Source organism: Acidaminobacter sp. QWL-03, assembly GCF_058683855.1.
Map to the genome: position 1 here is coordinate 753,660 of NZ_CM178752.1, position 21,870 is coordinate 775,529.

At 48.7% G+C, this 21,870-nt stretch carries 23 protein-coding genes; 21 read left to right on the forward strand and 2 right to left on the reverse strand.

Annotated features, from left to right (window positions below):
* Positions 1-8: 8 nt before the first annotated feature.
* The 7 genes from AC4PHM_RS03350 (at position 9) to AC4PHM_RS03380 (ending at position 7,092) form a co-directional block, all read left to right on the forward strand.
* Positions 9-710, forward strand: a complete 702-nt coding sequence (locus AC4PHM_RS03350; protein ID WP_492019476.1) for a zinc metallopeptidase — start codon at positions 9-11, stop codon at positions 708-710.
* A gap of 113 nt (positions 711-823) precedes the next feature.
* Positions 824-2,185, forward strand: coding sequence for a 16S rRNA (cytosine(967)-C(5))-methyltransferase RsmB (rsmB, locus tag AC4PHM_RS03355; RefSeq protein WP_492019477.1), 1,362 nt, complete (start codon positions 824-826; stop codon positions 2,183-2,185).
* Between the two features lie 18 nt (positions 2,186-2,203).
* Positions 2,204-2,938: a Stp1/IreP family PP2C-type Ser/Thr phosphatase gene (locus AC4PHM_RS03360; RefSeq protein ID WP_492019478.1), complete on the forward strand. Its 735-nt coding sequence runs from the start codon at positions 2,204-2,206 to the stop codon at positions 2,936-2,938.
* The gene (gene pknB / locus AC4PHM_RS03365) at positions 2,938-4,905 is read left to right on the forward strand and encodes a Stk1 family PASTA domain-containing Ser/Thr kinase (RefSeq protein ID WP_492019479.1); all 1,968 of its coding nucleotides are present in this window, start codon (positions 2,938-2,940) and stop codon (positions 4,903-4,905) included. The genes AC4PHM_RS03360 and pknB overlap by 1 nt, the downstream gene beginning before the upstream one ends.
* The gene (gene rsgA, locus AC4PHM_RS03370) at positions 4,905-5,786 is read left to right on the forward strand and encodes a ribosome small subunit-dependent GTPase A (protein ID WP_492019480.1); all 882 of its coding nucleotides are present in this window, start codon (positions 4,905-4,907) and stop codon (positions 5,784-5,786) included. The genes pknB and rsgA overlap by 1 nt, the downstream gene beginning before the upstream one ends.
* A gap of 2 nt (positions 5,787-5,788) precedes the next feature.
* Positions 5,789-6,439 (forward strand): ribulose-phosphate 3-epimerase, encoded by a 651-nt coding sequence (rpe, locus tag AC4PHM_RS03375; RefSeq protein WP_492019481.1) that lies wholly within the window; start codon positions 5,789-5,791, stop codon positions 6,437-6,439.
* Complete coding sequence (locus AC4PHM_RS03380; RefSeq protein ID WP_492019482.1) at positions 6,436-7,092, forward strand: thiamine diphosphokinase; 657 nt, start codon at positions 6,436-6,438, stop codon at positions 7,090-7,092. Before rpe ends, AC4PHM_RS03380 begins: the two co-directional genes overlap by 4 nt.
* Positions 7,093-7,216: 124 nt before the next feature.
* Here the strand turns inward: AC4PHM_RS03380 and rpmB are convergent, their stop codons facing one another.
* Positions 7,217-7,408: a 50S ribosomal protein L28 gene (gene rpmB / locus AC4PHM_RS03385; RefSeq protein WP_291403007.1), complete on the reverse strand. Its 192-nt coding sequence runs from the start codon at positions 7,406-7,408 to the stop codon at positions 7,217-7,219.
* A gap of 171 nt (positions 7,409-7,579) precedes the next feature.
* On the opposite strand from rpmB, the gene AC4PHM_RS03390 reads away from it, so the two are divergent.
* The 6 genes from AC4PHM_RS03390 (at position 7,580) to AC4PHM_RS03415 (ending at position 13,476) form a co-directional block, all read left to right on the forward strand.
* Positions 7,580-7,936, forward strand: coding sequence for an Asp23/Gls24 family envelope stress response protein (locus tag AC4PHM_RS03390; protein WP_291403009.1), 357 nt, complete (start codon positions 7,580-7,582; stop codon positions 7,934-7,936).
* 27 nt (positions 7,937-7,963) lie between these two features.
* Entirely contained in the window at positions 7,964-9,655 is a 1,692-nt protein-coding gene (locus AC4PHM_RS03395; RefSeq protein ID WP_492020451.1) for a DAK2 domain-containing protein, read from the forward strand.
* Between the two features lie 55 nt (positions 9,656-9,710).
* Positions 9,711-11,801 (forward strand): ATP-dependent DNA helicase RecG, encoded by a 2,091-nt coding sequence (gene recG, locus AC4PHM_RS03400; protein WP_492019483.1) that lies wholly within the window; start codon positions 9,711-9,713, stop codon positions 11,799-11,801.
* A gap of 103 nt (positions 11,802-11,904) precedes the next feature.
* Positions 11,905-12,477 (forward strand): 16S rRNA (guanine(966)-N(2))-methyltransferase RsmD, encoded by a 573-nt coding sequence (gene rsmD, locus AC4PHM_RS03405; protein ID WP_492019484.1) that lies wholly within the window; start codon positions 11,905-11,907, stop codon positions 12,475-12,477.
* Complete coding sequence (coaD, locus tag AC4PHM_RS03410) at positions 12,452-12,928, forward strand: pantetheine-phosphate adenylyltransferase (RefSeq protein WP_492019485.1); 477 nt, start codon at positions 12,452-12,454, stop codon at positions 12,926-12,928. The genes rsmD and coaD overlap by 26 nt, the downstream gene beginning before the upstream one ends.
* A 14-nt stretch (positions 12,929-12,942) precedes the next feature.
* Positions 12,943-13,476, forward strand: coding sequence for a hypothetical protein (locus tag AC4PHM_RS03415; RefSeq protein ID WP_492019486.1), 534 nt, complete (start codon positions 12,943-12,945; stop codon positions 13,474-13,476).
* Between the two features lie 207 nt (positions 13,477-13,683).
* On the opposite strand, the gene AC4PHM_RS03420 is transcribed toward AC4PHM_RS03415, so the two are convergent.
* Entirely contained in the window at positions 13,684-14,898 is a 1,215-nt protein-coding gene (locus AC4PHM_RS03420) for a nucleotidyltransferase (RefSeq protein ID WP_492019487.1), read from the reverse strand.
* Positions 14,899-15,045: 147 nt separating this feature from the next.
* Here AC4PHM_RS03420 and AC4PHM_RS03425 point away from each other — a divergent pair, with 147 nt between their 5' ends.
* From AC4PHM_RS03425 to fabG, 8 genes are all read left to right on the forward strand, one after another.
* On the forward strand, positions 15,046-16,245 hold the full coding sequence (locus AC4PHM_RS03425) for an acetate/propionate family kinase (protein ID WP_492019488.1): 1,200 nt from the start codon (positions 15,046-15,048) through the stop codon (positions 16,243-16,245).
* A gap of 234 nt (positions 16,246-16,479) precedes the next feature.
* Entirely contained in the window at positions 16,480-16,989 is a 510-nt protein-coding gene (locus AC4PHM_RS03430; RefSeq protein ID WP_492019489.1) for a YceD family protein, read from the forward strand.
* Positions 16,990-17,002: 13 nt separating this feature from the next.
* Positions 17,003-17,182, forward strand: coding sequence for a 50S ribosomal protein L32 (rpmF, locus tag AC4PHM_RS03435; protein ID WP_291403025.1), 180 nt, complete (start codon positions 17,003-17,005; stop codon positions 17,180-17,182).
* A gap of 155 nt (positions 17,183-17,337) precedes the next feature.
* Positions 17,338-17,904, forward strand: coding sequence for a transcription factor FapR (gene fapR / locus AC4PHM_RS03440; RefSeq protein ID WP_492019490.1), 567 nt, complete (start codon positions 17,338-17,340; stop codon positions 17,902-17,904).
* A gap of 2 nt (positions 17,905-17,906) precedes the next feature.
* Positions 17,907-18,950 carry a phosphate acyltransferase PlsX gene (gene plsX / locus AC4PHM_RS03445; protein WP_492019491.1) on the forward strand — a complete coding sequence of 348 codons (1,044 nt, stop codon included), beginning with the start codon at positions 17,907-17,909 and terminating at the stop codon, positions 18,948-18,950.
* 198 nt (positions 18,951-19,148) lie between these two features.
* Positions 19,149-20,138, forward strand: a complete 990-nt coding sequence (locus tag AC4PHM_RS03450) for a beta-ketoacyl-ACP synthase III (RefSeq protein WP_492019492.1) — start codon at positions 19,149-19,151, stop codon at positions 20,136-20,138.
* Positions 20,139-20,149: 11 nt separating this feature from the next.
* Positions 20,150-21,100: an ACP S-malonyltransferase gene (gene fabD, locus AC4PHM_RS03455; RefSeq protein ID WP_492019493.1), complete on the forward strand. Its 951-nt coding sequence runs from the start codon at positions 20,150-20,152 to the stop codon at positions 21,098-21,100.
* Entirely contained in the window at positions 21,093-21,833 is a 741-nt protein-coding gene (gene fabG, locus AC4PHM_RS03460) for a 3-oxoacyl-[acyl-carrier-protein] reductase (protein ID WP_492019494.1), read from the forward strand. The genes fabD and fabG overlap by 8 nt, the downstream gene beginning before the upstream one ends.
* Positions 21,834-21,870 lie beyond the last annotated feature (37 nt).

The window sequence follows — 21,870 nt, forward strand, 5'->3', positions numbered from 1 at the left end:
TTGTCAAAATGAGTGGTTATATGGGAGCCGCAGGTTCGCTTGGATTTTTGCTCTTGATTCCCGTTTATATTTTCGCCATGATCGCGCAAGTTCAGGTTAAAACCACCTTCACAAAATTTGCACGCGTCGGCTCTTACCGGCGCATGAAGGGCGTCGAGGTCGCAAGAGCTATTTTGGACCGAAACGGACTTTATGAGGTCATTGTCGAGCCTGTTGCAGGCTCGCTGACAGATCATTATGATCCCCGTAACAACAGAATCCGACTGTCACAAACAGTCTATGGCAGCGACAGCATTGCGGCAATCAGCGTAGCTGCCCATGAAGTGGGTCATGCTATTCAGTATGCGAAAGGGTATAAACCGATCCGGATCAGAAATGCCTTTTTGCCTATAGCGAATCTTGGCAGCGGCGTTTTGCCCATTCTGATTATGGCTGGATTTTTCTTTAGAATCGTGCCCCTGGTGGACCTGGGCATTCTGTTCTATCTCTTTGCTGTCCTTTTTCATATCGTCACACTTCCAATAGAGTTTAATGCCAGTTCAAGAGCTATTGCAGAGTTGGTGGATGGCCATTATATTCTGGACGAGGAAATTTCGAATTCCAAAAAAGTACTTGGCGCAGCGGCCAGAACCTATGTTGCCAGCGCTGCGGTATCTGTCATGGAGCTGGTGCGTCTGCTTTTGATCAGGGATCGCATGTCCAGGGACTGATTGAAGTCCCTATTGAATTAAAGGAAATCTAGTTTTCGGATTGCCGCAGCGCAGGCTTTACGTCAGTTCAGCCTGCCTCGACAATTTGAAGCCTCGAAACGGAGTAGATCATCATGACATCCCCAAAAGAAACAAAGTATCCGAGCGCTGGTCAAAACCTTACAGGTCGGCAAGCTGCCATAGAATTGCTCATGGATATTGAGCATAAAGCCTTATTGTCCAGCGATGCGGTTTATAATCTGTCAAAGAAGCGCGTTCTGTCACCTGAAGACCGACGCCTTGCAGTCAGGTTGATTTATGGTGTTTTGGAACAGAAACTGTTATTGGATTATAGGCTTCAACAAGTCTCGAAGACAAAACTCTCAAAACTCGACCCCTTTATTCATATGATCTTGAGGGTATCGCTCTATCAGCTTTTATTTATGGATCGAATTCCGGAATCTGCGGTGGTCAACGAGGCTGTCAAAATGTCCAAAAAAAAGGGCCGGCACCTCAGCGGCTTTGTTAATGGTGTCCTCAGGAACTTTCAGAGATCCAGGGAATCCCTTAAACTGCCTGAACGGGCAGAAGATGAAATATACTATTTATCCATTACAACCTCTCATCCTGAGTGGCTTGTGAGGCGTTGGATTTCCAAATTCGGAATGCAGTTCAGCGAAGCGTTGATGCAGGCCAACAATCTTACCCCCCCTCTGACAGCACGTGTAAACCTGCTTAAATCAACGCCTGATACGGTCAGAGCTAAACTTGAAAGGGACGGCATAACCTCAGAGATCAGCCGTTTTTTGGATTATGCACTGATAGTGCATTCCGGTCAGGATCTGGTCATTCAGGAATGGCCAGTTTTTGTTGAGGGTGAGCTTTACGTTCAGGACATAGCTTCCATGATGGTCACAGAAGTGTTGGACCCTCAGCCGGGTGAACGCATCCTGGATATGTGCGCAGCCCCTGGGAGCAAAACAACCCATATGGCAGAGAAAATGAACAATCTGGGCACAATCATTGCCCGGGATGTTTCAGATAAAAAGCTTGAAAAAATTAGAGAAAACGCAGGCCGTCTGGGGATTTCCATAATTCATCCCGAAGTGGTTGACGGACTCAACCTGGATGTCGACGCGGTGGAGGCTTTTGATCGTGTGCTGCTGGACGCACCGTGCTCAGGACTTGGGATCATACGCAGAAAGCCGGAAATTCGCTTCAGAAGGCAGCCGGAGGATCTGGAGGTGCTCGTAGGACTTCAGACAAAACTGCTTGAGAATGGTGCTCGTTACGTCAAACAGGGCGGCGTTCTGGTTTACAGCACATGCTCGGTGGATCCGGATGAAAATGAAGGCGTTGTCACAGCGTTTCTGGCAGCCAATCCGCAGTTTAAACTGGCGCAGACACCGTGGTCTGATGGAGATGGATTAATCAGACTCTACCCGAGCGTCCATCAAACAGATGGTTTCTTTATCGCTAAAATGGTCAGAGTCTAATATAAAGAGGTGGTTTAGGTGAAAGCAGCAGGAATATCCCATATTGGAAACATCAGAACAAATAATGAAGATGCATTTTATTTAAACGAACAGCACAATCTTATTGCTGTAGCGGACGGTATGGGTGGACATAAGGCAGGAGAGATTGCAAGCAGTATTGCAATAGAAGCTATAGCGTCCCTGATAACTATAAAAGATAATAACGCAATGATGCCGGTTGAAGTGTTCAGAAAAGTCTTTTCAGAGGCCAACCAGCGCATCTGGAGCAAAGCCCATGAAACCGAGGACTGTAAAGGGATGGGGACAACCCTGACAGCGGCATGGGTTGTGGAGGACCTCGCCTATGTCGCCCACATAGGTGATTCCCGGGCATACTTGGTCCACGAGGGAAAGATTCGTCAAGTGACGAGAGACCATACCTTAGTGGAAGAGCTTATTAAAAATGGCTCCATTGATCGCGAGTCTGCGCTCAGCCATCCCCAGAAGAATGTGCTCATGAAAGCTGTGGGTGCGGATGACAGTGTGTCTCCGGACCTTCATGAAATTGAAGTCTATGAGGGCGACATTCTTTTGCTGTGTTCAGATGGACTCACGCATTACCTTAAGGCATTTGAAATTTGTGAGTTGCTCTCCAATGAGGCAACACTGGAGGCATCGGTAAATCTTATGACGGAACTTGCACTGGAACGCGGCGGCGCTGACAACATAACCGCTGTAGCTATAAGGATTGAAAAACTGGGAGGTGATCGCTAGTGGATCGTATCATCGGACGCATGTTGAAGAATAGATATGAGATCCTGGATAAAATAGGCGACGGTGGAATGGCACTCGTTTATCGTGCTAAAGATACCCTGCTCGATCGCGATGTCGCCATCAAAATCCTGCGGCCTGAATTCGTCTCGGATGAGGAATTTATCCGGAAATTCGATAAAGAAAGCAAAGCGGCTGCCAGCTTAAGCCATCCTTCCATCGTCAGTGTCTACGATGTCGGCCATGAAGATGACCTTCGCTATATTGTCATGGAGTATGTAAAAGGCGCTACATTGAAACGCTATATTAAGGAATATGAAGGCTTCTTTGAAAACAGAGAAATTATCCGCGTTGGAAAGCAGATAGCAAGAGCACTTGAAAACGCGCATGCGAACCATATAGTCCACCGCGACATCAAACCCCATAATATCCTGATTGGAACTGACGGGACAGTTAAAGTCGCTGATTTTGGCATAGCCAGAGCCATCACCTCCTCGACCATTATCAATACAACAGACATGATGGGGTCGGTGCACTACGCTTCACCGGAGCAGTCCAGGGGTGGCTTTGTGGATGAGAAATCCGACATTTATTCCCTGGGCATTTTGATGTATGAAATGGCGGCCAAAAGGCTTCCGTTTGAAGGCGAATCCGCTGTCGCTGTTGCGCTGAAGCATTTGAAAGAAGAAGTCAGACCGCCTTCAGACTTTAATCCGGGACTGAGTGTCGGTCTCGAAGGCGTTATTCTAAAGGCCATTCAGAAAAATCCCGAATTCAGATATGCCAATGTGACAGAAATGTTGAACGACTTGGATGAAGTTCTCCTCAGACCGGATCATATTGTCATGATTGAGGGCGCTGATGAAGATGCCAAAACCATGATGATTCCCAAAATTGATGAAGATCTGCTGTTTGATGAAACCCGTTCACTCGAAAATACGAATCCAACACGGTTTGCTCAGCGCAGAGCCACCGAAGAGGTGGAGACGGTTAAGCCGGGCGCGGAGAAGGCAGATAAAAAAAGGCTCTTCATAACCATCGCGCTCGCTTTAATTGCGGCGGTTATCTTCATAGGCGCAGGGTTTATAATGAAAAATTTGCTGGAGGAGAGCCAGCCGACTGCAGTGCCTAATGTGACCGGGCTGGATTTGGAAGTAGCGCTGCAGCTTCTCGAGGATCATGGCTTTAAAGGTGAAGTCGGCGACAAAATTTACTCCGGATCTTATGCCCCAAATGAAGTCATATCACAGTCACACGAAGAAGGGACTCTCCTGAAATCGGGATATACTGTTACACTTACACTAAGCCTTGGAACTGAACTCTATGAGGTGCCAAATCTGGTTCAAAAACCTCTCGCAGAGGTCGAAATCCTGATTGTCAATGCCGGTTTCAAGGTTGGAGATGTTGAGGAGATTGAGAATGAAGCGCCTGAGGGCACTGTCATCAGTCAATCACCATTTGCAGGTCTCAAAGAGCCCAAAAATACGTCGATTGACTTGTTTGTCAGCAAAGGCAAAGTGCCTGGAAAGAGCATTATGCCAACCATAGTCGGCAGTGCACTGGAAAGCGCCAGGATGACCCTTGAACAATACGGCATCACAGTGGGAGATGTCACCTATGACTTCAGTGATACTTTTGCTGCGAATCTGGTTATGTCCCAGAGTATCGAAGGCGGACGTGAAGTTCAGCCGACTGACCGGGTCAACCTGGTGGTCAGCAAAGGCAAAGATCCGAATTCAACAATGCAGCCTGTCGAAAAAACCCTGACCATTCCTTTGGATTATGAAAAAGATGAATTCGAGGTTAAAGTGGTTTTGGTCAGAGACGGCGCATCAGAAATAGTTTATCAGAAGGTTCACAGTAAGTCAGAAGAGCGGGTTTCCGTGACCATTAGCGGGACTGGCACTGTTGGCATCAACATTTATTTTGACGATGTTCTGGTCAGTTCCAATGAAGAGGTATTCAATTAATGGGGGAAAAACTGTCTGAGGGTCGGATTGTCAAGGGAATTGCTGGATTTTACTACGTTCAGGACCGCACTGGAATTCTCGAGTGCAAGGCGCGCGGAAAGTTTAAAAAAATGGGACTGGTGCCGATGGTGGGGGACCGCGTCCTCTTCTCCAAACAAAACGGATCTATCGAGGACATTTTGCCGAGAACTTCCGAGCTCCTGCGGCCGCCGGTGTCCAACGTCGATCAGGCGGTCATAGTGTTCGCGGTGCGTTTTCCGGACCCCAACATGGTGCTTCTGGATAAAATGACGGTACTTGCTGTCAAGGAAGGGCTCGATGTGGTTCTCGTCTTCAACAAGGTGGATCTGGATGACGAAGCGTCCCAACTCTCTATGAAACTGGAGGAAATCTACGGCCCAACCGGCTTCAAAATACTGACGACCTGCTCGCTCAGCGGTTATCATATTGACGAACTGAGGTCGATGCTGAGTGACAAAGTCTCGGTGTTCGCCGGGCCATCCGGTGTGGGTAAGTCGTCACTGCTGAATGCCATTGAGCCGGGACTTGCACTCAAAACCGGCGCTGTCAGTGAAAAGATCCAAAGGGGAAAGCACACCACACGTCATAGTGAACTTCTGGAACTGGAGACTGGGGGGTTTGTCGTTGACACACCTGGTTTTACTTCTCTCGAACTGAGGGACCTGGAAGATGATCTTCTCTCATCCTGTTTTCCGGATTTTGAACACTTGCCGGGCAATTGCCGCTTTGATGATTGTCTGCACCTTGAAGAACCGGACTGCAGGGTTCGTGAGGCTGTTCGAAATGGCAAGCTGTCAGAGTCCCGATACAACTCTTACACCCACATCATGAATGAAATCAGGCAATCTAGGAGGTACTAAAGTTGAAATTATCACCGTCAATTCTGTCCGCGGATTTTGGAAATCTGCAGGACGAAGTAATGAAAATAGAACGCAGCGGCTGCGAATACCTTCATGTCGATGTCATGGACGGCCATTTTGTGCCTAATTTAACCATCGGCCCACTGGTTCTGGAGGCGCTGAAAGGGCGTACAGGACTGGTCAAGGATGTCCATCTGATGATCGAGCATCCGGATCGGTATATTGAGGCCTTTGCCAAAGCCGGAGCGGACATCCTGACGGTGCACCAGGAGGCTACGGTGCATCTTCACAGGACGATTCAGCTGATCAAGTCCCTGGGGGTCAAAGCAGGGGTGTCGCTGAATCCTGCGACGCCGGTGTCTGTTCTGGAGGACTTGTTGCCGGAACTCGATCTGGTGCTGATCATGTCTGTCAATCCGGGATTTGGCGGACAGGCTTTTATTCCTCAGGCGCTTGAAAAGATCGCGAAGCTGAGGGCTACGGTCGTCGAGCGCGGCTTAACCCTGGAGATCGAGGTCGATGGAGGCATAAAGGCTGATAATGTCGCCGAGGTGGTCAAAGCAGGCGCAGACGTTATTGTGGCAGGTTCTGCACTGTTTGGGGCGCCGGATTTTGAGGCGGAGGTACAGAAATTCCGGGATGCGGTCAAATGAAAATCGCGATTGTTACCGGAGGGTCGATTGAAGATTTAAGCTGGCTGAAAGCTCAGCTGAGCCGCTATGACCTCCTTCTGGCGGTGGACAGGGGACTGGAAGCCACTGAAGCCATAGGGCTCACTCCGGACCTGATCATTGGAGATTTTGATTCTTACAGAGGAGATCGGGCCATTGAAGCCCGCTATCCAGAGGCTCAGATTCTGACGTTTTCGTCCGTTAAGGACTGGACGGATACGGAGCTGGCAATTCAAAAGGCCGTTGAGCTTAGCAAACAGAGTGAGGGTGAGGCCGTCATTGACCTCTATGGGGCCTTTGGGAACCGAATGGATCACACCTTTGCCAATTTGATGCTGCTGGGCAGTTTGGAACAAAAAAGTCCCCGGATTCGCGCGCTCGATCCTGACAATGAAGTCGAGCGGCTGTTTCCTGGGACCTATAGGGTAGCGCGAAGAGAAGGATTCAATATTTCGGTGCTGCCCCTGGATGAATTGGCAGAAGTGTCGCTCCAAGGCTTTGCGTATGACGGCGAGAAGCTGGTCCTAAGGCGCGCAGGAACCTTGGGTGTCAGCAATCACTTGAAGGACAATGAGGGTCTGGTGACACTTCACAGTGGAAAAGTGTTTTTGATGCAGTGCAGGGACAAGGCATAAGAAAAGCCCGAACTTCATACTCCGAAGTCGGGCTGATTTCTCATTTTTCACTTTTTGCCTTGCCTTTAAATAAAGCAAAAAAGTCCGCCACAGCAAATTGGGGCAGACTTTAAGGCAGATCCAATTAGATTGCGCGAACAACATTACCTGAACGCAGGCATCTTGTACAGACCATCAGTCTCTTTGGTGAACCGTCAACGACCGCTTTCACGCGTCTGAGGTTCGGCGCCCAAGTTCTTCTTGTATGGTTGTTGGCATGGCTGACATTATTGCCGCTGACCTTGCCTTTTCCGCACACTTCGCATACTCTTGCCATTGTTACACCTCCCTAAAACAAATAACACATAAGCAAATTTATTCTAACAGATCATTTCTGTGTTTGCAAGTTAATCTTAAAGGAATTTAGGGTATAATGCCACAGATAAGGTTGTCACACTACTTGAATCATAGTAAAATCAATATGGATTGTTAAAGGGGAGGAACCTATATGACCATAAAAGTAGAAAACGCACATGGTGCAGTTTTCATTAATAACGACGTCATTGCCACAATTGCTGGCGCGGCAGCAATTGAATGCTACGGCCTGGTAGGCATGGCATCTCGCAACACTACTGGCGGGATCGCCAATCTGCTGAAAAAGGAAAATCTCTCTAAGGGTGTTCGGATTCATTCTGAGGAAGACGGCATCGTGATCGATCTGTTTGTCATCGTTCAATTTGGAACCAAAATTTCCGTGGTCGCCCAAAATATAATCGAACGCGTGAAGTACAGTGTCGAGAACCAAACGGGCCTCAAAGTCCTGAAAGTGAATCTGAATATTGAAGGGGTCAGGGTTCAAGCCTGATTTTGGGAGGGATGACCTTTGGATATTATGAAAATTGACGGTGTGCTGCTGTCCAAGATGTTCAAGCAGGCTGCCGCTACATTGAACAAAAACAAGAATCTGGTCGATTCGCTGAACGTTTTTCCGGTACCTGACGGTGACACGGGCACCAATATGTCGCTTACCATGAATGCCGCGCTGAGTGAAATCGCCAAGCATGAGGGTGAGGTCTCTGTTGAGATCGTCGCCAAAGCCATGTCGAAGGGTTCCCTGATGGGTGCCAGAGGAAACTCGGGCGTCATTCTGTCCCAAATTTTCAGGGGCTTTGCAAAGGGCTGCCAAGAGAAGCAGACGCTGAACTCCATTGAGTTTGCCCATGCCCTTAAGGATGCCTCGGATACTGCTTACAAGGCCGTCATGAAACCGGTCGAGGGAACAATCCTCACCGTGATTCGAAAAACAGCGGAGCATGGCATGGATTATACGGAACAGGCAGTACCTGTCCAGGAACTCCTTGAGAACCTGATCAAGCGTTCTGAGGAGACCCTGGAGCGGACGCCGGATTACCTTCCGGTCTTAAAAGCTGCAGGCGTGGTGGATGCCGGCGGAAAAGGCCTGGTCTTTATTCTCCTTGGATTTTTGGATGCCGTCCTTGGCAAGGAAGTGGAAATTCAAGTTGAAAGAAGCGAAAACGTGTTGAAAGCAGCTGGCGCAGCACTGGAGCCGGATATGATCACTTTCAGCTATTGTACTGAGTTTATTCTGGAGACGCTCCGGGATGATGTGCCGGTCCTGCGCTCTGAAATTCAAAAGCTGGGCGACAGCATGGTCTTTGTTCAGGATGAGTCGCTGGTCAAGGTGCACATTCACACGGACAATCCCGGTATGGCTCTGGAGAAAGCATTGAAATATGGCCCGCTGATCACAGTAAAGATTGAAAACATGCGGGAACAGCATTCCAATTTGACTCATGGTGCAGGCCTGGAAAAGGGATCTGACAGCGAAGTTGGATTAAAACCGAATGCAGCGTCGGATTCTGTGGAGAACCAACCATCGGATAAGGCTCAAGAAGATCAGGAGAAGAAGGCCTACGGGATCATAGCCGTCGCTATGGGTGAAGGCTTCAGCAAGATTTTCAGAGATCTTGGCGTCGATGTGATCGTCGAAGGCGGTCAGACCATGAATCCAAGCACGGAGGATTTCCTCAAAGCGGCTCAGGAATGTCATGCCGAGCACTTGATTATCCTTCCGAACAACAGCAATATCATTCTGGCGGCCAATCAGGCCAAAGAGGTTTCCAGTCTTCCTATGACGGTCATTCCAACGAAGTCGATTCCTCAGGGCATAGCGACGCTGATTGAATTCGATTCTGAGAAGGCACCTGAAGATAATGAATTGGCTATGTCGAAATCCGTTGACAGCGTCAAGACCCTTCAAGTGACTTATTCAGTCAGGGATACACAGTATGGCGACATCGAGATTAAAAAGGATGATATCCTGGGTGTGGGTGACGGAAAGATCGTTTCCGTGGGCCAGAATATTGAAGCGGTGGCACTGGATGCCTTAGAGAAACTTCTGGATGAGGACGCGTCCATAGTGACTGTTTACTATGGTGCCGAAGTCTCTGAAGCGGAGGCGGAGGCACTGGTCGAAAAGATTGGTGCTGTTCACGGGGACCTGGATCTTGAACTTCACTACGGCGGACAACCTTTGTATTATTACGTTATTTCAGTGGAGTAATGCCGTCAAGAGACCGGTTCAGGCCGGTCTCTTGTACTTGGCTGAAGGAAATAGGATGGTTTCTCAAGGAATCAGTAAACTCAGGCGAGGTGACTTGGCAGACATGCATACCCATTCGGACTTGACTACGGTGAAAGGGATTGGCATAAAAAAGAAAACCGCCCTTGCCCGCCTTGGGATCAATAGCCTTAAAGACATGCTCTATCACTATCCAAGAGGCTATGCGGACAAATCCAACAGGCGACGCGTCTGCGAGGTTGCTGAAGGGGAGTTGGCAACCCTAAGCGGCATTGTTAAATCCATTCAGACCACGCGGTCAGGAAGCGGCAGGGTCATGACGCGCTTTCAGATGCTGGAGGACATGACGCCCTTTGAACTTCTGTTTTTCAATGCGTCTTATCTCGAGAAGCAATATTCAGCGGGTGAAACGCTGACGGCCTTTGGTCAGGTCCATAAAAGCGGCAGACAGGTGACACTCATTCATCCAGAGCTCTTCAAAGAGAGCGACCGACTTGAGCAGCAGCTGGTGATCATGCCGCTGTATCCGCTGACAGAAGGTATTACCAAGCGGGATATGGCCGCGCTGATCCGTCAGGCACTGGACACCGTGTTGCCTGAACTCAAGGAAACACTGCCGGCAGCTATCCTGAAGCGCTACAGGATGCCTGGGCTGCAGGCGTCACTCCGGGAGCTTCATTTTCCGACTGACAGGGCGAGATATAAAGCAGCAAAATACAGGCTGGTCTTTGAAGAGCTGTGGTCGCTCCAGCTGAATCTCGCTCTCCTGCGGGTGGATGCCAAGCGCGGTAAGGGCATTGCGTTCAGAACGGAGGATGTTCTGGACGACTACATGCGCGCTTTGCCGTTTAGACTGACCGAGGCGCAGCACAGCGCCATAATGGATATTTTCACAGACATGTCAAAAGACAAGGTCATGTACCGCCTTTTACAGGGGGATGTGGGCTCCGGCAAAACTGCTGTGGCGTTTGCTGCTATGGCGCTGGCGGCAAAAAACGACTATCAAAGCATCCTTATGGCACCGACGGAATTGCTGGCTGCACAGCACTTTGAAGCCATGAAAAGACTTTTTCCGGAATCTGCTGACCGCATGGCGCTTCTAACCTCTGCGTCGAAACACAAGAAAAAACTGCGGGAAGGGATGGCCAGCGGGGAATATATCTGGATTATTGGCACTCATGCGCTGCTTGAGGAAGAGGTGGTGTTTGACCGCCTTGGTCTGGTTATTACAGATGAGCAGCACCGCTTTGGCGTTCGCCAGCGCAACCGCCTTGAGGAAAAAGGCATGAGCCCGGATGTTCTGATTATGACTGCGACACCAATTCCGCGTACCTTGTCGCTGGTACTTTACGGGGATGTGGATGTCTCATTGCTGCGAGAGCTTCCGGCGGGAAGAAAGCCTATTGAGACGATCTATGTCCAGAAAAAGCAGTTTCAGAGACTGTGTCTTAAAGTGGACCAGCTGATCGAGACCGGTCGCCAGGCTTATATGGTCTGTCCTCTTGTGGAGGACAGTGAGGGCAGCGCAGGCCTTCAGTCCGCCCAAACCCTTTTTGAGGATTTGCGGACAGGGGCATTCAGGCACCGACGTGTGGGCCTGGTACATGGTAAAATGAAGTCTTCAGAAAAAAACCAAGTCTTGACAGCGTTTGCCGATGGTCACCTTGACCTCCTCGTCTCAACCACTGTCATCGAGGTTGGCATCAACGTGCCCAATGCTTCCGTCATGGTCATTATGGACTGCGACAGATTTGGCCTGAGCCAGCTGCACCAGCTCAGAGGACGGGTCGGCAGAGGCGAACACGCTTCTTATTGCTATCTTGTCGCAGAGCGACCCGGGGAAGTGGCAAAACAGCGGATCAAAAAGATGGTTGAGACTCAGGATGGCTTTGAAATCGCTGACTGGGATCTGAAACTGCGTGGTCCGGGAGAATTTTTCGGAACGCGGCAGCACGGACTTCCGCCTCTGAAGATCGCGGATTTGTCCCGGCATCTCGACATCTTGGCACTTTGTCAGAAAGAAGTGCTGGACTTACTGCAAAGAGAGAACACAAAGAAGTTGGAACAGGATGAAATTGAACTTTTAAGGCGCCGTCGTCATGAAGTCTTTGAAAGCTTTTCGATATAGATTATACTTAGATTATGCTGGAAGAGAGCTTTCATTTCAAAAAAATGACATTCGGTATGAAAAGCGCCTTTTTTATGATAGAATTCGATAAGAAGGTGTAAATATGAGGGTCATAGCCGGTTCGAAAAGAGGGTTGAAGCTGGAAGCGCTTGAAGGCCTTGAAACCAGACCTACAACTGATCGCGTCAAAGAAGCGCTGTTTAACTTGATCCAATTTGAAATCCAGGGCTCAAAAGTACTGGACCTCTTTGGCGGATCGGGCGCGCTGGGCATAGAATCGCTGAGTCGCGGTGCAGAACATGTCGTTTTCGTGGATCAGAGCAGGGCAAGTGCCCGCGTTATAGCACGAAATTTGGAACGGGCAAAGTTTCAAGACGCTGCCAAAATTCTGACACAGGACTGGGTGTCCGCTTTGTCTCAACTTGTAAATTCTGAGTTTGACCTGGTCTTTGTGGATCCACCTTACAACGCAGCTTTGGAAACGCTGGTGCTTGAAAAGCTTGACCAATTTAATCTGTTGTCCGAGGATGCCATAGTCGTCATTGAGCACCCTGCTTCCCGAGCACTGCCGGAGGCTGTCAGCGGTTACAGCTTTTTAAAGTCAAGACATTATGGCATCACAGCGCTATCCTTATACAGGAGGCACATGAATGACAATAGCAATTTACCCGGGTAGCTTTGATCCCATCACAAACGGACATTTGGATGTTATCGAACGCGCTTCCAAACTCTTTGAAGAGGTCGTTGTAGGCGTACTTAGCAACAGCAGCAAAAGTCCCATGTTTACCGTCGAGGAACGGGTTTCTCTGATTCAAGAAGCGGTAGAGCCCTTCGGCAATGTTCGGGTTGCGCATTTTCAAGGACTTTTGGTTGATTATGTAAAGTCCAACCAAATAGATGTGATTATCAAAGGATTGAGAGCCATCTCGGATTTCGAAGCGGAATTTCAGATGGCAGCAATGAACCGACATCTTGGAGAGGGTACCGAGACCGTCTTTTTAATGACGGACGTCCACTATTCTTATTTGAGCTCCAGCTTGGTAAAGGAAGTCTTCAGGTTTCAAGGTGACATCAAGGGATTAGTCCCTGACCATGTTTTGGCATATATGCAGCATAGATTGAGATAAGGAGGAGTACACCCATGTCGTCCAATCATCTTGAATTAAAAGTTTTGGATCTTCTTGAAGAGTTTGAAAACAAAATTGAAAACGCCACCTCTGTACCTCTGACGGGAAAAATAATGGCAGACCGTGAAGAATTGCTCGAAATTCTGAGGGAAATCCATATTTTGCTTCCGGAGGAGTATCAGCACGTGAAGTGGATTAAGTCTCAAAAAAATCAAATTCTAGAGGAAGCCCAGAGAAGTGCTGATGCTTTGCTTGCTAACGCGCAGCGTGAAGAGCGAAGAGCCATTGACAGCATTCGTGAAGAGGAAGAGCGGCTGCTGGATGAGGCGGAGCTGAAGCGCAAGCTGATGATCGACGAGCATGAGATCGTGCGCCAGGCCAGAGAAAAAGCGGATAAAATCGTTCATGAAGCGACACAGTTTTCTTCCAACATGAAAGAAGACGCCTTTGAGTATGTCCACGACATGATGAGCAGGGCAACCAGTGAGGTGAATGATGTCCTGGATACACTTCGCAAAAATTTAAGAGAACTCGAAGAGTATAAATAGACCCTGGCTTTGACCCTATCGCTGATGATAGCTTTTACCGCTTGTTGTCTGGGGTTAACCCCCACACCTCAAGTGAAATCAATGAATTAAAAAAGGGAGAATGATCAAGTGAAAAACGGCAAACCGATTTTTCGCCTGATTTCATTTTCCCTTTTTTGCGTGACACTTCTTCTGGGTGCTTTAGGTCTGAATAATACTGTCTGAAAGCTATTTGACATAGACGGGGGGCCGCGTCAAATCCTGGGCTGAGGCACTTCGGCCGCACAGTATTTCTCTGAGGTCGGTCGCTCTTATATCAAACAGGAGTTGTGGTCCAATGATGGGATCCTCCAGATCCTGGGGGCGGATGCGGGTTACAAGAGGCAGCCCCGCCGTTTTTTTGGCTTGATTCAGCAGAAGTCGCCCACGTTCATTAAAAGCTAAAATACGAAGATATTCAGGCAGGGTTCCCCGGTTTCGACCAATCATAGTCGCGGGGATGTCCAAAAGTATCTTGGCAAGCACTCTTTCTATACGGCTTCTGGTATGCCGTTTGCTCTTAATGGCCATCACCAGTGCTTCATAGTCTCCAGCGCTTTTAATTGCTGCGAGGATCCTTTCCGGCAGGCCGTCCTCCATATCATGGATTTTAGACAGGGTGTCAGGCGTGTGGAGGAGCAGTCTGTATCGCAGCAGCTCAAATCTTGTCCGTTGGTTAGGGAAACAGCCGGCGGCTTTATTCAGAGCCGCCAGTGTTTGAGCTGGTACGGTCTTTTCAACTGTTGAAGGTGGCGCGCCGGTTAAAAGCGCACTGCGGATCGCAGACGCACTTGAGTATAGTTTTTCAGGGTTCACTTGTTCCAGAGACAAGTCGTGATAGCCGTGTCCAGCCCTTTTGAGCGTAAATGGGGAAAGTGAGGCGCCAAGCGCCTCAATGGCCTTCATGTATTCGATCCCGAGAATATCATTAGGCGTCGATGCCGCTTTCAGACCTGAATCCGTCAGCAATTTAGCTTTAAGCGCAGGGTAACTGAGTTCAGGATGTGATTTTCTGGCGATTTTCCAGCGTTCATCGAGATGAGACAGGTCTTTGACTGAGGTTCTCAGCGTTTCAATTGAACCGCTTTCGCTGCCAAAGCTCAGCACATCTACCAACCCCAGTTGGTTCAGGAGGTGAATGCCTGCAGTGGCAAAGTACTCAGCGCTGGATACTGCGAAAAGAGAAGGCAGCTCAATAATCAAATCTGCACCGCCCTCAACAGCGGCAGAAGCTCTGGACCATTTATCAAGAAGTGCCGGCTCGCCGCGCTGAACGAAAGACCCGCTCATGACGGCGACGACTGCCTGCGCGTTCAGACGCCGTTTTGTCTCAGCGATATGATAGTGGTGTCCGAGATGAAAGGGATTGTATTCAGTGATGATGCCTGCGGCCTTGAGTGCCATTGGAACCTCCCTTGACAATATTGAAATATCTTTGTGAAAAAATTAATGCATTATGTATACAAATTGTGTTTCTGACTTGTAATATTTCTAATTTAATTTATAATAATAACGAGTGAAGTTCAATCGATTTTAATTGGGAGGTCTATCATGAACGTATTGGTTATTAACTGTGGTTCATCTTCATTGAAGTATCAGCTGATGAATATGCAGGATGAAACTCTTCTTGCTAAAGGTCTTGTTGAAAGAATTGGCATTGAAGGTTCTGTTCTTAAGCACGAAAAAGAGGGCAGAGACAAAGAAGTAATTATGGTTCCTATGAAAAATCACAAAGATGCGCTTAATGAAGTTCTTAAGGCGCTTGTAGATGAGAACTATGGCGCAGTCAAGTCACTTGACGAAATTGATGCTGTCGGACACCGTGTCGTTCACGCAGGCGAAAAGTACAGCGGCTCAGTCCTGATCACGGAAGATGTTATGGCTGCGCTCGAAGAATGTATCGACCTTGCGCCACTCCATAACCCGCCGAACATCATGGGCATTGAAGCAATCCAGGAACTCATCCCAACGGTTCCAAACGTTGGCGTTTTCGATACGGCATTCCATCAGACTATGCCGCCTGAGGCTTATATTTATCCAATCCCTTATGAGTATTACGAAAAGTATAAAGTTCGCCGCTACGGGTTCCACGGCACAAGTCACCGTTATGTTTCAGAAAGAGCCGCTGACATGATGGGCAAGCCAATGTCAGAACTGAAACTCATCAGCTGTCACCTTGGCAACGGCGCCAGTGTTACAGCCATCAAGAACGGCAAGTCAGTCGCGACCAGCATGGGCTTCACACCGCTTGAGGGCCTGATCATGGGAACGCGCTGCGGTGACATTGACCCGGCGATCATCACTTTCCTCATGGAAAAAGAAAATCTCGACATTGAAGGCATCAACAACGTCCTCAATAAAAAGTCAGGTGTCCTCGGTATTTCCGGCGTCAGCAGCGACTTCAGAGACATTGAGAATGCTGCCAAAGATGGCAACGAGCGCGCAGCACTTGCTCTCGAAACATTTGACGATCGCGTCAGACAATATATTGCAGCTTACGCGGCAGAAATGGGCGGCGTGGATGCAGTCATCTTCACTGCGGGTCTTGGTGAGAATTCTATCACAAACCGCGCGGACATCTGCAGAAACCTCGAATTCATGGGCATTAAAGTCAGCGACGAGCGCAACAACGTCCGCGGCAAAGAAACTTTCATCAATTCAGACGATTCTAAAGTCAAAGTTCTCGTCATCCCTACCAACGAAGAGCTGATGATTGCCCGCGACACAGTTGAGATCGTTAAAGGAATTTAAGTTACGGGTCTTTAAAACATACATGGCAAGGTTTAGGACGCGAACCTGAAAAGGTTCGCGTCTTCTTATGATATTGAATTTCGTTTGAGATTTTTCCGAAATTTGGTGTACAAAGTACGGCTGTTAGGTGTATAATAACTAAGCCGTGGACCGGTTGGCAAGTGGCAAGTAATTATGCTTGACAAAAGATCTGGCCGCTTATATAATTATCATGTTGTAAACTAGAGGTGTCATATGGTTCTCAATCTCACAAATGTGATCAGCGGAAAGCTGAGCCAAATGCCTTTTGAAATGACGCTTACTCTGGATCTATCCGACTTTGAGGTTTACGGCGCAGAAGGTGTTTCACCTTTTCAAGTCAAAGGGATGGTAGAGCGCAGAGGCGTGGAGCTGGAAATTGATGTCCACTATTCGGGCACATTTAAATTTTCATGCAACCGCTGTTTGATTCCAGTCGAATTGAAATTCGAACGGGATCTGACAAAGCAAATCATTCGGCAGGGCGGCGAATTCATTGAAGAGGATGAGCAGTCTCTTTTCATTGAAGACTACAATGTCGACATAGAACGGCTTGTAGTCGACGAAATCCACCTCTCAATGCCAATTCAAGTCTTGTGCGATCCTTCGTGCAAGGGCATTTGTCCGAATTGCGGAAAGTCGCTGAATGAGGATGAATGTACATGTTCCGAGGACAGGGTCGACCCTAGACTCGAGAGCCTCAAGAACTTTTTTAGTCAGAATTAAGGAGGTGTGATCAATGGCAGTACCTAAGCGTAAGATTTCCAAAGCAAGACGTGATAAGAGAAGAGCCTCGAACATTAAGATGGACGCTCCGAACATCATTGAGTGCCCACAGTGCCATGAGCCTAACGTACCGCATCGTGTCTGTGGCTCTTGTGGTTACTATAAAGGCATAGAAGTGGTATCCGTTAAGTAATTCAGTGCTATTCAATTGAATACGCAAACAGTATTCAGAGCAGGTTGATCTCAGCCTGCTTTTTGCATGTCCAAAAGGTGGTCTGCCAGAACTTAAATATTTATGTTATAATAGGACCAGGCGCTAAAAGCTACAGCAAATGGAGTGATTCCCCTATGGCCAGATATAAAAAGCAGGAGCGTTTGAATCGTCTGACCGAGATTCTGACTCAGGATCCATTTTTGACGGATGAGGAGCTCAGCGAAGAGTTGGGTGTCAGCATTCAGACCATCCGTCTGGACCGCATGCAGCTGAACATCCCTGAACTGAGAGAGCGCGTCCGTAAGGTTGCGACTGATAACTATGATAAGGTAAAAACCCTTGGGCGCGGCGAAATCGTCGGAGAACTGATCGATCTGGAACTCAACAAGCGTGGTATTTCTGTCCTTGAGACAGACGAAACGCTCGCCTTCGAAAAAACCAAGATCGTCAAAGGCCATTACATTTTTGCCATGGCGGAGTCTTTGGCAATGGCAGTAATTGACGCTCACGTCGCCTTGACCGGCGTTGCCAACATCAAATACCGCGTACCGGTCATCGCCGGTCAGAAATTGGTGGCCAAAGCGGAGCTGGTCAGAGTCAGGGGCAGTGAGTATTTTATTCACATCAATATCACCAGCAATCATGATCAAGTATTCAGGGGCAAGTTCATTCTCGTTGCCCTGGATGGGAGTGTGACTTAAGTATGACAATCCGGATTGGAATAGATGCCATGGGTGGTGACCATGCGCCTGAAGCTGTCGTTAAAGGCTCTGTAGAAGCCCTCTCCATGATCAGCGCAGATCTCGTGCTGATTGGCATGGAAGATCAGATCAAGGCACAGCTCGCTTCTTTAAACTATGATGCGAATCGATTGATGATCCATCATGCCAGCGAGGTCATTGAGAACGAAGATAAACCCGTCAGAGCCATTAAAAGTAAAAAAGATGCTTCCATGGTCGTCGGTTTTGAAATGCTTAAAAACGGCAGTATCGACGCGCTCCTTTCTGCAGGCAACACGGGCGCACTCTTAGCCGGCGGACTTTTGAAAGTCGGCAGAATCAAAGGCCTTGACAGGCCGGCGCTCTGCCTGCCATATCCGACTTCGAAAGGCTTCAGCGTCCTGATCGACGCGGGTTCCAACGCAGACTGCAAGCCTCATAACCTCTATGAGTTCGCCGTCATGGGAACTATTTATGCCCGTGATGTCCTTGGCATTGAAAATCCTACGGTGGGAATCGCGAACATCGGCACGGAGGAGGGGAAGGGCAACATTCTCGTGGTGGATGCCTATCCAATTCTGAAAGCCAGTGAGCTCAACTTTATTGGCAATATCGAAGCGCGGGATATACCGGATGGCGTGTGTGATGTCATAGTCTGTGACGGTTTCACCGGGAATATTATTTTGAAACTGTCCGAGGGCGTTGCGTCGAGCTTCAGCGGCATGCTGAAAGCTCAGCTGATGAAGACCAAAAAGAACATGCTGCTCGGCATGCTGCTTAAGGGTGTCTTTGCGGAGCTCAAGAAGAAAATGGACTATACTGAGTATGGCGGCGCACCGTTTCTCGGGACAGAAGGCCTTATCGTCAAAGCCCACGGCAGCTCGAACGCGAAAGCCATTAAAAATGCCATCCGTTACGCCGAGGTTTGTGTCAAAAGCCAAGTGGTGGAGCGGATCCGCGAAGAGCTTGGAAGAAAAGATCTCGAGGCGGCGAGACAGTCTTCGACGGCCGAGCCTCAGGAAAGCTGAGACAGCATTGAATTGAAGCTTAAGACTAATTTAAGAAATCTCGAATCCCTTGAAAACACGGGTTGGAACAGGCACTTCAACGTAAGTGCCTGTTTTTTTTCGCCCAGGGACTTGCCATATGGCGTTGTATCGTATATATTAGTAGCAGATACTAATACGAGAAATAAATAACAAGTTTTAACATCTGGAGATGATATTTTGATCAACCGAAAGAGTCGCATTCTAGGAACCGGCATGGCCCTCCCTGAACGCATTGTGACCAATTTTGATATGGAAAAGATCGTCGAAACCTCAGATGAGTGGATACGTACCCGAACGGGCATCTCTGAAAGACGTTTTGCCGATGGTAACGAGACCAACTCCTCACTCTCCATCCAAGCCGCAGAAATGGCTCTGAAAAATGCCGGCGTAACCGCAGATCAAATCGATCTGATCATTGTCGCGACAATTACACCGGATATGGTGTTTCCGGCAACAGCCTGCATAGTACAGGACAAAATTGGGGCGACAAAAGCAGCAGCCTTCGATCTTGAAGCCGCTTGTTCCGGATTCTTATACGGACTTGCCATTGCAGACCGCTTTATCGCCTCCGGCATGTATAAGCACGCTTTGGTCATAGGTACTGAGATTATGTCAAAAATTATTGACTTTAAGGACCGCAACACCTGTGTTCTCTTTGGAGACGGTTCGGGCGCGGTTGTCCTAGGGCCTTCTGAAGATGAAAACCGAGGCCTCTTGGGATTTGATCTGGGATCTGACGGATCTGGCGGCAAGTATCTGTATATGCCTGCCGGCGGTACAGATAAGCCTGCGACCCTTGAAACTGTAGAAGCCCGTGAGCATTTCCTCAAGATGGAGGGCAAGGAAGTTTTCAAGTTTGCCGTGCGCGTCATGGAAAATGCTTCGCTCAGAGCCATTGAAAATTCAGGGGTTTCATTTGAGGATATCGATTTCCTGGTTCCGCACCAGGCGAATGAACGTATTATTCTGGCGGCGTCAAAGCGACTTCAGCTGCCTATGGAAAAGGTTCAGGTCAATCTTGATAAGTACGGCAATATGTCAGCGGCTTCAATCCCTGTCGCACTGCATGAGGCGGTCATTCAAGGCAAACTCAGTGAAGGGGATCATGTGGTCATGGTCGGCTTCGGCGGCGGTCTGACTTGGGGCGCTTGTGTCATGCAGTGGTAGGAGGCAGAAAGATGAGTAAAATTGGAATAGTTTTTCCGGGCCAAGGTGCCCAATATGTAGGCATGGGCAAAGAATTCGCCGCTCAGTTCGAAAGCGCTAAAGCGATCTTCGATCTGGCAGGTGAAAGTCTCTATATGGATATGAGCGCCCTTTGCTTTGACAGCAGTGAAGAAGCACTTCAGAAGACTGAAAATACTCAGCCTTCCATTCTGACAGTCAGTTATGCCATCTACACCGCCCTCAAGGAAGTTTTAGGTCTTGAGCCGGATGCTTTTGCCGGACTTTCTTTAGGGGAATACACTGCACTGGTCGCTGCGGATGCCATGACTTTTGAAGACGCAGTGCGGATTGTCAGAAAGCGCGGACAGTTCATGCAGGAAGAAGTCCCTCTTGGAAAAGGGGGTATGGCAGCACTCCTGGGTGTTGAGCGAGAGGATGTCCTGAAGGTATGTGAGGAAGCCTCGGCTTTTGGCATCTGCGAACCTGCGAACTTCAACTGCCCTAAGCAGGTCGTGGTTGCAGGCGAGCTTGAGGCGGTCAAAAAGGCTATTGAAATCTCTAAAAATTATGGTGCTAAAAAAGCGGTATTGCTTCCGGTATCAGCCCCATTCCACACGAGCATGCTGCTCGGAGCCGGGGAAAAACTGAGACAGGAAATGCAGAAATACGACTTCAAAGTCCCGTTGCATCCAGTCTATTCGAATGTGACGGGTGATCGTTTGAACGCTGATACAGATGTCAGGGAGAACCTCGTCAAACAGGTCTTCAACTCCGTTCTTTGGGAAGACTGCGTCGCCGCAATGGTCAGAGACGGCATCACGACTTTTATTGAAGTCGGTCCTGGCAATGCGCTGACAAAGTTTATTAGAAAAATTGACAAAGAAGTCAATGTTTATAATGTTGAAAAGCCGGAAGATCTTGAGGCGCTCAGAGAGACATTGAAGGAGGCAGCCCATGTTTAAGGATCAAGTGGTACTGGTTACAGGCGGCACTCGGGGCATTGGACGGGCAATCAGCCTTGAATTTGCGCAAAAGGGTGCCAAGCTGGTCGTCAATTATACGTCCAGTGAGGAAAAAGCCAAAGCGTTGGTGGAAGAGCTGGCGACTATGGGCTGTGAAGCGATTGCCATCCAGGCGGACGTATCCAAAGCTGAAGATGCTGAAAGGCTAACCGCTGAAGCTGTCAAGAAGTTTGGCAAAATTGACGTTCTCGTCAACAACGCTGGAATCACAAGAGATAATCTCATTATCCGCATGAAAGAATCTGACTGGGATGAGGTCATGAATGTCAATTTGAAAGGCGCTTTCCTGATGAGTAAAGCGGTTGGCAAGTTAATGTTAAAGGCGAGAAATGGTGTTATGGTCAATCTGACTTCCGTAGTCGGCATCATGGGCAACGCCGGACAATCCAACTACAGCGCCAGCAAGGCCGGCGTCATAGGACTGACAAAATCACTTGCCAGAGAGTTCGCTCCCCGCGGTGTTAGAGTAAACGCGGTGGCACCGGGTTACATTTTGACCGACATGACGAGTGTTCTCAGCGAGGACGCGACTTCCCACTTTACTTCGCAGATTCCCCTTGGAAGAGCGGGTACACCAGAGGACGTCGCCAAAGTTGTCAGCTTCCTGTGCGCACAGGACAGCGCTTATTTAACAGGGCAAGTCATTCATGTCGACGGCGGCATGTTGATTTAATAGACATTTGCTGATATAGTCTATTCACGTAGGGTTA